The following is a 9298-nucleotide window of genomic DNA, read 5'->3' as shown; positions in this document are numbered from 1 at the left end:
CCTACGCTTCGGATAAAGAACGGGACCAGGTGATTGCTAATATTGCGAAGGCGGTATTTGATTATTGGAAGAATTGACTGTTTCGGTCGCCGCTTAAATTGCTAAAGTTGTTGCTTTACGTTCTTTTTCAGCCACCAAAGCGTTCTATCAGAATAGCATAAATCTCGAGCACTTCCTTTTCGGAGATCATTGAGCTAACCGTTCAAGTAACTCATTATCTTCTGTAAAGATAGTCTTGAATTGTGAGAAAGAGTTATTGACTGCTCAGATTTAGCGGCAAACCTGTTTCTATTAGATGGTTCTATCATCGCTAACTCGATGTTCAATAACTGAGATTACAAGTAGCGTAGCGACCTTATCTGAACTTGTGAGATAAGAAAATCTGGATAATCAATGGTTCATTATGAGGGTCAAAAATGTACAGGTGGTTCTTCTGGCCCTCCTCGGTTTCCAAATACACACTTAATAGAACATCATGGGTAGGGTCGGGACTTTTTTCCTTGTGCAAAACGGCCGGAACATCGTTAATTTCTAACCTCTGCAATAAGATGCTTTCCTCATCTTCTACAATGTTATCTAGATTGCTAAAGGCAAAAAAGCCTTGAGCAAAAGCGATAGTATGTTTTCGGCCCACTATCCGCCCAACGTAGGTATCGTATCCCTGATCCTCAATTATTTCCCAGTCTGGGGGAGCTTCTACCGTAAAACTTCGCGCCTCAATCAGCACCAATTGATCAAATGCATCTTCATCGTCCGAACAACCAATAATTAATATTGCTGCAATAAACCATAGTTTTTTCATAGCGTTTCGATTTACAGGTAAGACACCGAAACGTGCGCTATAGTTGTAAACCGGTTCAGCTAAACTTATCGATTTTCATTGATTAATTTTTGACTATCTTTTGCCTTTCCATTTGCTGTAATGACCTACTTTAAGAATATAAACATTGTTCACCTACTGATTACCTGGCTCAGCTTACTACCAACTCTGCTGCCAGCACAAACACCGTCGCACTACATCAATCCGGTGAGTGACTCGGTTTTTGTGGCCGACCCATTTGTGCTTCAGCACCAGCAAACCTACTACCTGTACGGAACTAGTGCGGCTGACGGGTTCAAGGCCTGGAAGTCAACCAATCTGATAGATTGGGAACCGATGGGCTACGTGTATCAGCGTCCGGAAGATTCTTGGGCCACGAAAAGCTTTTGGGCACCGGAGGTGGTTCACTATCAGGATAAATTCTATCTTATTTTCAGTGCGAAAGGCAATGACCCCGATGGACTACGAATCTGCATGGCAGTGAGTGATTCTCCCGAAGGGCCCTTTGAAGACTGGCGCGTTCCGTTGTTTGATGCGGGCTACTCCTGCATTGATGGCCATGTATACATTCACCAAAACCAACCTTATCTCTACTACGAAATGGTGGGAGTAGTTGGTGAACCCTGGAAAAACAAAGGATACTTTAAAGGTACTATTTTAGGTTGCGAGCTATCGGACGATCTTAGTCGGATTATCAGCGATGAACCTACTGTTTGCGTTATTCCCACCCAGCCCTGGGAAACTCCAGCGGACGGACGAGCTATATCGGTAGAGGGAATGACAGTGTTTAGGCTGGACAGCACGCTGTATATGACCTACTCCGCTAATCACTACGCGGACCCTCGCTACGGAGTGGGTTACGCTACGGCCAGTCATCCGCTAGGTCCGTGGACGAAGAGCGAGAACAATCCTATTTTGGCGCAGAAGCCTTCGGCGGGTGTTTCTGGTCCCGGTCATAACAGCATCATCCGCTCACCCGACGGCAACGAACTGTTCATTGTGTACCACAGTCACGCTGACCCGGATAACCCCTCGCCTCGGCGAGTGCTGAACATTGATCGTTTGGTAGTAGAACCAGATGGTAAACTACGAGTGATTGGGCCTACCCGAACGCCTCAACCAGTGCCATCGGGGGGCTGATTCTAACTAAAAATACTGCCCCACCCCGATAACTGCTCCCCGCTCACCCGGATTGAATATATCAACGCCGTAGTCGAACCGAAGAACCGCCCCAAACACTCGCTGATTGATCAGGCGCACTCCTAATCCGACAAACTGCCGGAGGTGTTTTTGAGTGACTAAATCCTCCAGTTCGCCGCCGGGTTTTCGCCAGGTTCCGGTATCGGCAAACCCAACCACTTGCCCCGCAAAGTGAGAAACTTGAAACACCGTTTGCCTAAACTCAGCATTAATTACTACCTGCGCGGTTCCGCGATCTACCCGGTTACCCGATCCTCGGATATTGACTTGACTATCTAGCACAAAAGGGGCGAAAGGAGAATCGTTGTTGGTGGCTAAACCGGTTTTCAAACGAACCGCGATATTAGCCGTGCGGTAGGGTCGCCAGTACTGAATACGCTCCAGAATGAGGCTAAAGAAGTGAGATTGGTCATCGAGGGTATACACCGACTGCCCTATCGCTCGCCAAAACGAACCGTTCCGGTAGAAGTAATCGTACTCCAAGTGATTGGTTTCAAAGCTTAGCCTGGTAAGCAGTTTCTGTTGGCTTAGTTGATCTGGTCCGGGCAGGGGAGGAAAGCGCATCGCCTCATCCTTTTCGTATTCTTCCACAAAAAAATTAGCCCCTAACGCTACTTTTCGGTCAAACCCAAAGTAGCGAATACCGGTGATACCGCTACTGGTGTTGGTATACCGATAGTTCACCGTAGCTTCCGGAAAGAATAGCGGTTCCGGGGTACCAATGCGCCGAATATCAATGGCGTAGCCCCAGGGCTGGCCCCGAATACGCTCGTTGCGAAAGAATATTTGTCCGTTCGGAATTCCGTTATTACTCAGAAAGTAACCCAACAGAGTTTGGCCTTTACCTAAGAAGTTGTATTCTGCCATCCCTAGCTGAAACCAAAAATTGCCCGTAACGCCCCCCATGCCAACAATGGGCAAAAGCGTACGCTGTTCTTCAATAGCAAAATCAACACTCACTCGCTTATCGGCCACGGTATCAACTATTATAGTTACGTTGCCTACGCCCGGAACCCGGATTAGCTGCTGACGATCTTCTTCTACTTGCTGCGCACGGTAGGTTTGTCCCACCGTGGTTTTGATAAAGTTGCGCAGATATCCTTCGTTACTTTTTTCTAATCCGGAGAGCCGGACATCGGTAACAATAAATTGATGGTCTTGTCCGAAGGCTAAATACTGAGAAAGTAAAAGGATAAAGAGCAGAAAAAATAATCTGGACATGATCTCAGTACGTTTTCCCACGAATCCAACTACGAGATGTTTAAAACTAACTACTCAAAGGCTAAACTGCAAAACTCTATGCATACGCCTAACAATATTTCAGTTACTAAGCATTATCTAATCAAGTAAGATTTTCTTCCTCCCGTAGGTACGTTTCGTACTTTCGCTGACCGTAGACGGGAGCCACCATATCGTGGGTAGTGATATAGGTGAAGAAAGATAGTTTATCGTGGATGTTTTTATCGAGCAAACGTACCACCTTCAACCCGGGCTTTACCACAAAGAGCGGCACGTTTAGGTTGAAGCGGCATTTCGTCATCTGGCAAACTAGTTCGGCTACTTCTTGCCGGGAATGAATCTCTGGCCCACCCACTTCCAGTACCGTGTTAGCATCCGATAGATGTTCCCAGCAAAACTGAGCTAAATCCCGCTGGTGGATTGGGTTGGTTTTGGGCGAACCATCGCCGGGGGTTAGCAGCAACCCCGATTTGCCCATCGTTACCAGGTCATTTAGGCCGGAGAATAGCCCCACCGGCTTGATAATGGTGTACGGTAATCCCGAACGAATCAGTTCTTGACTAAATTTCTCCTGCATCCACCCCTGCCGCAATTTTGGTGAAGTCTCGCTGGCAAAAATTGATACGTACATAAAGTGCTTTACTCCCGCCCGTTGCGCCTCTTGCAGCAAGTTAAGATTAGCCTGATAGTCTATCTCAGCGAAGGTTTGTGGCTCGCGCACAAAGAGACTGATACTTTTACCTACCGTAGAAATTACGGTATCAATACCCTCAAAGCAGCCTGTTAGTTCTTCTGGATGGTTCGCATCGCCAATCCATACATCTTGGGAGAGAGGCTCTACCAAATGCTTCTTATCCTCGTTCCGAATGATACTTCGAATAGCGTAACTAAATTGAGATGATAGAGAGAGCAACTCCTGCCCTAGCACGCCGGATGCACCTACGATAGCAATACGTTTGTTCATATGAAGATTGAAAAAGTAACAGCCTTAACTTATAGGCTCGATCAGATAAAACCGTCAATATAGAAAAATAGTTGAGCAACTTAATCCTCTGCAATTGCTTTTCTGCTGATAGTTGTATTGCGGATACTTATAACGTACTTTAGCTCTATACAACTACCACTATGAAAAAGCTAATCATCATACTTCTTGCTGGAATACTATCTTGCCAAAACAACTCCTCGGAACAAACGGAAACACCTAAACCTATGCCCACCTCTTCCATTTCGCAAAAGCCGTTCGGCACTACAACCGATAGCATCGCGGTTGACCTTTATACGTTGACTAACGGAGATACTGAGATAGGCATTACTAATTACGGCGGGGTTATTACCGCTTGGCGAGTGCCTGATGCCGATGGCAATTTAGGCGACGTAGTGCTAGGCTACGATAATATGGAGGGTTACCGAAGTAAGCCGTCGTATTTTGGTGCCTTAGTAGGTCGCTACGGCAATCGTATTGCTAAGGGCGAATTTACGCTAGATGGTGAAACCTACTCCCTAGCAACTAATAACGGAGCTAATCATTTACACGGGGGCATAAAAGGTTTTGACAAAGTAGTGTGGCAAGCGGATACCGCCACTTCCTCCGATGGTCCGCAACTGGTTCTGCGCTACACTAGCCCCGATGGGGAAGAAGGTTACCCTGGCAACTTAGAAACCCAAGTAACCTACACCTTGCAAGCCGACAATACCCTACGCATTGATTACGAAGCCACTACTGACGAACCTACCATCATTAACCTTACCAACCACTCTTACTTTAATTTATCCGGTGATCCCTCTACCACTATTCTCGATCATCGGCTCATGATTGATGCCGACCGCTACGTACCGGTTACGGAAGAACTGATTCCAACCGGTGAGTTAGCTCCGGTAAACGGTTCACCCTTCGATTTTACTGAATCTACCGTGATTGGTAACCGCATTGATGCCGATCATTCGCAAATAAAGAATGGGTTGGGGTACGACCACTGCTGGGTGCTCAACGGAGCGGAAGACGAACTCACACGGGCCGCCACCGTATTTGAGCCTACATCGAAACGCTTTTTGGAGGTATTCACTACCGAACCCGGTATACAGTTTTACTCTGGCAATTTTCTGGATGGTACCGCCGTCGGAAAAGAGGGTATTAGCTACAAGAAACGTTCTGCGCTCTGCTTAGAAACTGAACACTTTCCCGACTCGCCCAATCAGCCTGATTTTCCTTCTGTAGTGCTTCGCCCTGGTGAAACCTACCGCACTACTACCGCTTATAAATTCTCAGTAAAAGAGGATGCTTAAGTAGACCTGTATTAGGATTAAGTACTGCCTTTCAAACAATTAGCGTTATAAAACGTACAAAAACCAAACTACTAACCATTCACTACCTATAGTATGAGTACGAATAGCGCTGCTGCAATTATTCGGGCAAGAAAGCAGGAGATACTCGACCGATGGATTGCTCGAGTATTAGACGAAATTCCCGATGCTCGCAATAGAAAGATTCCTATTATTAGAAATAGTGTTCCTGACTTGCTGGATGCGCTGGCTGAAGCCTTAGCCTCTAATGATAGTCGTGATGTTGTTTACGAAAGTGATCGGCACGGTCAAGAACGAGCTAATTATACCGAATATACCGTCGACCAGATTATCCGAGAATATCGTTTGCTGAAGGAAACTATTTTTGCAGTTACTGATGAAGAAGATGGGCAGATAGAAACTCGGGAGCGAGATGGCATTATGTATGCCATCGATCAGGCGGTAGAGCAAGCATCCGGCGTATTTTCTCGTATTCATACTGAAAAAAACCAGCAAGCTATTGAAAAAGCAGAAGAACTGATCAACGAATTGGAAGCGCGAGATGATTTGCGTGATCAATTTATTGCTACCCTCTCGCACGACATTCGCACCCCCTTGGGTAATGCCAGGCAATTGGTGGAGCTGCTAGAAAGAAGACTAGCATCACCAGCGGATTCGTTTATTTCAAAGGCTTTACAGGGAATAAAAATAAGTGCCGAACAAGGGAACAACTTAATTAACACCCTCATGGATGTAAACCTCATCCAATCTGGCAATCCAATACCGCTTCAAAAGGTTGAAAGCGATCTACTGGAGGAAGTAAGGAATTCCCTTGAAGGGTTAAAACCAGCAGTACGCGACCTAATTAAGATTGAAAGCACCCAAGACCAAATAGTAGGCTATTGGGATGCTCCTACGCTCAGCCGGGCGGTAAATAATCTGATTTCTAACGCTACCAAATATGGCTCTCAAGAAGGAATAGTCACTTTATCGTTTAAACAGACCGAACAAAAAACTATTATTCAAGTTCACAACGTAGGAAATCCAATCCCAGACGAAGAGTTGGATAAGTTATTTGACCTCTACTACCGCACTGAAGATATAAACGCTCAAGGTTGGGGACTCGGTCTCACCTTAGTAAAAGGCATCGTAGAGATGCACAAAGGTAGCGTAGAGGTAAATAGCGATACTAACCGAGGCACTACTTTTACACTGCACATTCCAAATACTAGCGAGTCGGATGTATAATAGATATCCACCAATGTAGTATATAGCCTAAGCAGGATAAACTATATTGCTTGATTTTATTTGTCACTATTTATGGAGAATCTGTACGAGAAGATTGTCAACACTGTTCCGGTATTTTTTTTCCTTTGGAGTCGCGACCAGCAAGAAACCATCTTTATTAGCGAGCAGTTCTACGATGAGAAGTCTAACGACTATCACTCCCCCAATGAGTCGCGCGAGGACCTTCGGCAGTACATACACCCCGGAAGCCAACAGGATTACGACCAGTTCTTTGCGAATCTTTCTCAAGCAAATGACTACAACGATGAGATTGAAGTACGCGCCGGTGATGGTTTGCCAAATATTACTTGGTTGAAAATCAATACTTTTCCGGTGATTGAGCAGGGAGAAGAAATTAAGTTTATTGCTGGTCATATTAGCGATGAATCACGCTCAAAAGAAAACAACCAATTGTTACAGGAGCAAGTTGAAAGCTTAGATACGGTTACTTTTATGTTGGCTCATGAGCTTACTTCTCCAGTTACCAACATTATGGGACTATCCGAACTGCTGAAGTCAAAAGCAGCCGACGCGGGTCTGGATCAGCACCGACATCTGTACGATACCATTTATAATTTTGGGGGCGAAATTTTAACATTAGCCCATGGATTAGTCAACCTGCTTCATCTCCAATCAAGCAAAGATCAGTTTACGTTGAAAGAGACTCAGCTAAAGCCTTTTGTTGAAGAGCGACTACGCAAATTCTATTTAAAACCTAATGCAAAAAAAATTAAGATAACCCATTCGGGTATCGATGAAAATATAACTGTTCAAATTCAACCAGCTAATTTTGCCAAGGCTATAGAAGAGTCACTGATTTATCTTATTAAGCATATTGATTCTGATAGTGAGATTTCCATAGCTACTCCACCCCCGCACAATTCCGATCAGATTACAATTTGTATCACTTCTACGGACGTTGTGTTGCCAGAAGAAGCTGTAGAACGAGTACTTGATCGCTCATCCCGCTTAGGGATATTAGATGTAAAAGGTAGAAAGGTACGAGGAATGCTTGAGCTGGTTATTGCCAAAGAGGTCTGTGAGTTACATCAAGGAAGGCTAAAGATGGTGGATGAAGACGGTAAGCAAGGCTTGAAGATTATACTGCCCCGCACACCCAACCTTTAAGCGTATCATCTACTTTCACGTAGCTATTAATTGTAAGCCCGGAATCTAAATCGAGTTACTAGGTCGTCTACTGCTCGGTGCTACGGGAACAAAGAATAAAAGCAAGCCTTCAATTACGCCGGGCAGCCTTGGAGAATCCAGCAGCATGTTCGTATAATTACGGATAAGCTATAACTCTCAAGCTAATGGCTATTGCGATGATGAAGACAACGGTCAGACCTCCGCTTAGTATGTATTTTCCGCAGTGGGCATATAACCCAGTTTTTCCTAGCAACAAACATCACATGCTCGGCAGCCCCCTACTCGAGAAACAGTTAGATGGCAATAGTTGGGTAGTTTCAACTGAAGGCAGTCAGATAAATACTCCCTATATTCAAAAGCCATTTTAAATGGGCAAAAATACACCAAAAACTACCTTGCTCATCAAACCATGTTAAAATGCGTAACTTTAGAGCTACCAACGAGCGATATCCCTAATGAATCTCACGGTACTAAGCTCGAAGACGCTCCTTACCCCATGTCTACTGATGCTAATTTGTCGCTAGAAAGTTATGAATAACTACCGAATTAATTCCTCCAGAAAGTTCCATTTGTCTTCTGCAAGTTTCATTCTATTCCCGGTAACTTTTATCAATTCATAAAATGGTTTATCAATTGCACTATTCTGTTCATATAGGTGATTTACAATAAACTCAAAAGCCACTCCATGTTCTCTATAGCTAACAAACTCCTTTGCTTCCTGACAAATAGAAAAGTGCAAGCCAAACTGTTTAGTTTTGTTGACAATGTCTACCATATTTCTGCTTAGCTGTCGCATTAAAATTTTTAGTTATAAAAGCAGTTAATTGTAGATATGTTGACGGTCATGTCCTTCCATTCTACGTTGAGATATAATTTTAGTCAGCTCTTTCAACTTCTCTGACATACAATTTTTCTATTCATTGAAACTTCCGGCTAAGTTGTAAGACTGGCTTAATTCCTATATTTCTACCTGACGAGGTTACATGCTTCCTCCGTTTCCTCGCTCAAGAATCAATCTTCAACCAATTTTGGCATTTCCGACACATCCATAAATAGCGTGAACTATGGATTAAAACACTTTCTCTTCTTCCAGAAAAAGAAGAATTTGCTGTTTGAGCGTAGCGAGTTTCGAATTGTTCTAGATTTTTGTCTACTTTTCATCGGTGGAAAAATAGAAGCCTACCCGGCTTAAGGGCAAGCACCTAAAGATCAAGTGCTTGTGATTTTTCATCGCTGAGGTCTAATCCATAGTTCACGTTAAATAGCCTTCCAAAAAGAGCAAAGCTCCGAGGATAACAATTAGAGTCGCGAATATACTAATAC

The 9298-nt window shown here is 44.3% G+C and carries 10 protein-coding genes; 6 read left to right on the top strand and 4 right to left on the bottom strand.

The annotated features are described in order from the left end of the window. Positions 1-355 precede the first annotated feature (355 nt). Positions 356-802, bottom strand: a complete 447-nt coding sequence (locus WBA23_RS07375) for a hypothetical protein (RefSeq protein ID WP_424581632.1) — start codon at positions 800-802, stop codon at positions 356-358. Positions 803-922: 120 nt separating this feature from the next. On the opposite strand from WBA23_RS07375, the gene WBA23_RS07370 reads away from it, so the two are divergent. Next, entirely contained in the window at positions 923-1960 is a 1038-nt protein-coding gene (locus WBA23_RS07370; RefSeq protein ID WP_424581631.1) for a glycoside hydrolase family 43 protein, read from the top strand. 6 nt (positions 1961-1966) lie between these two features. Here the strand turns inward: WBA23_RS07370 and WBA23_RS07365 are convergent, their stop codons facing one another. Both WBA23_RS07365 and WBA23_RS07360 read right to left on the bottom strand, forming a co-directional pair. Beyond that, positions 1967-3241, bottom strand: coding sequence for a POTRA domain-containing protein (locus tag WBA23_RS07365; protein WP_424581630.1), 1275 nt, complete (start codon positions 3239-3241; stop codon positions 1967-1969). Between the two features lie 121 nt (positions 3242-3362). Beyond that, positions 3363-4223, bottom strand: coding sequence for an SDR family oxidoreductase (locus WBA23_RS07360; RefSeq protein WP_424581629.1), 861 nt, complete (start codon positions 4221-4223; stop codon positions 3363-3365). Positions 4224-4384: 161 nt separating this feature from the next. Between WBA23_RS07360 and WBA23_RS07355 the strand changes: the two genes are divergently transcribed. The 5 genes from WBA23_RS07355 to WBA23_RS07335 all read left to right on the top strand — a co-directional run bounded on the left by WBA23_RS07355 (position 4385) and on the right by WBA23_RS07335 (position 8513). Continuing rightward, positions 4385-5542: an aldose epimerase family protein gene (locus tag WBA23_RS07355; protein ID WP_424581628.1), complete on the top strand. Its 1158-nt coding sequence runs from the start codon at positions 4385-4387 to the stop codon at positions 5540-5542. A gap of 93 nt (positions 5543-5635) precedes the next feature. After that, positions 5636-6787, top strand: a complete 1152-nt coding sequence (locus WBA23_RS07350) for an ATP-binding protein (RefSeq protein WP_424581627.1) — start codon at positions 5636-5638, stop codon at positions 6785-6787. A gap of 72 nt (positions 6788-6859) precedes the next feature. Continuing rightward, the gene (locus WBA23_RS07345) at positions 6860-7954 is read left to right on the top strand and encodes a hypothetical protein (RefSeq protein WP_424581626.1); all 1095 of its coding nucleotides are present in this window, start codon (positions 6860-6862) and stop codon (positions 7952-7954) included. Positions 7955-8139: 185 nt separating this feature from the next. Continuing rightward, a complete protein-coding gene (locus tag WBA23_RS07340; protein WP_424581625.1) occupies positions 8140-8343 on the top strand; it encodes a hypothetical protein in 204 nt (67 codons plus the stop codon). A gap of 41 nt (positions 8344-8384) precedes the next feature. After that, a complete protein-coding gene (locus WBA23_RS07335; protein ID WP_424581624.1) occupies positions 8385-8513 on the top strand; it encodes a hypothetical protein in 129 nt (42 codons plus the stop codon). Here the strand turns inward: WBA23_RS07335 and WBA23_RS07330 are convergent, their stop codons facing one another. Then, the gene (locus WBA23_RS07330) at positions 8514-8750 is read right to left on the bottom strand and encodes a MafI family immunity protein (protein WP_424581623.1); all 237 of its coding nucleotides are present in this window, start codon (positions 8748-8750) and stop codon (positions 8514-8516) included. Positions 8751-9298 lie beyond the last annotated feature (548 nt).

Origin of the sequence: Tunicatimonas sp. (assembly GCF_049647865.1) — a bacterium.
Taxonomy (GTDB): domain Bacteria; phylum Bacteroidota; class Bacteroidia; order Cytophagales; family Cyclobacteriaceae; genus Tunicatimonas.
The sequence above is the reverse complement of the archived record's forward strand: the minus strand, read 5'-3'. Positions and strand labels throughout refer to the sequence as shown.

Excerpts from the sequence above, each read along its gene's own strand:
- WBA23_RS07375 (WP_424581632.1), bottom strand. The coding sequence starts at position 802 with ATGAAAAAACTATGGTTTATTGCAGCAATATTAATTATTGGTTGTTCG.
- WBA23_RS07370 (WP_424581631.1), top strand. The coding sequence starts at position 923 with ATGACCTACTTTAAGAATATAAACATTGTTCACCTACTGATTACCTGG.
- WBA23_RS07365 (WP_424581630.1), bottom strand. The coding sequence starts at position 3,241 with ATGTCCAGATTATTTTTTCTGCTCTTTATCCTTTTACTTTCTCAGTAT.
- WBA23_RS07360 (WP_424581629.1), bottom strand. The coding sequence starts at position 4,223 with ATGAACAAACGTATTGCTATCGTAGGTGCATCCGGCGTGCTAGGGCAG.
- WBA23_RS07355 (WP_424581628.1), top strand. The coding sequence starts at position 4,385 with ATGAAAAAGCTAATCATCATACTTCTTGCTGGAATACTATCTTGCCAA.
- WBA23_RS07350 (WP_424581627.1), top strand. The coding sequence starts at position 5,636 with ATGAGTACGAATAGCGCTGCTGCAATTATTCGGGCAAGAAAGCAGGAG.
- WBA23_RS07345 (WP_424581626.1), top strand. The coding sequence starts at position 6,860 with ATGGAGAATCTGTACGAGAAGATTGTCAACACTGTTCCGGTATTTTTT.
- WBA23_RS07340 (WP_424581625.1), top strand. The coding sequence starts at position 8,140 with ATGGCTATTGCGATGATGAAGACAACGGTCAGACCTCCGCTTAGTATG.
- WBA23_RS07335 (WP_424581624.1), top strand. The coding sequence starts at position 8,385 with ATGTTAAAATGCGTAACTTTAGAGCTACCAACGAGCGATATCCCTAAT.
- WBA23_RS07330 (WP_424581623.1), bottom strand. The coding sequence starts at position 8,750 with ATGGTAGACATTGTCAACAAAACTAAACAGTTTGGCTTGCACTTTTCT.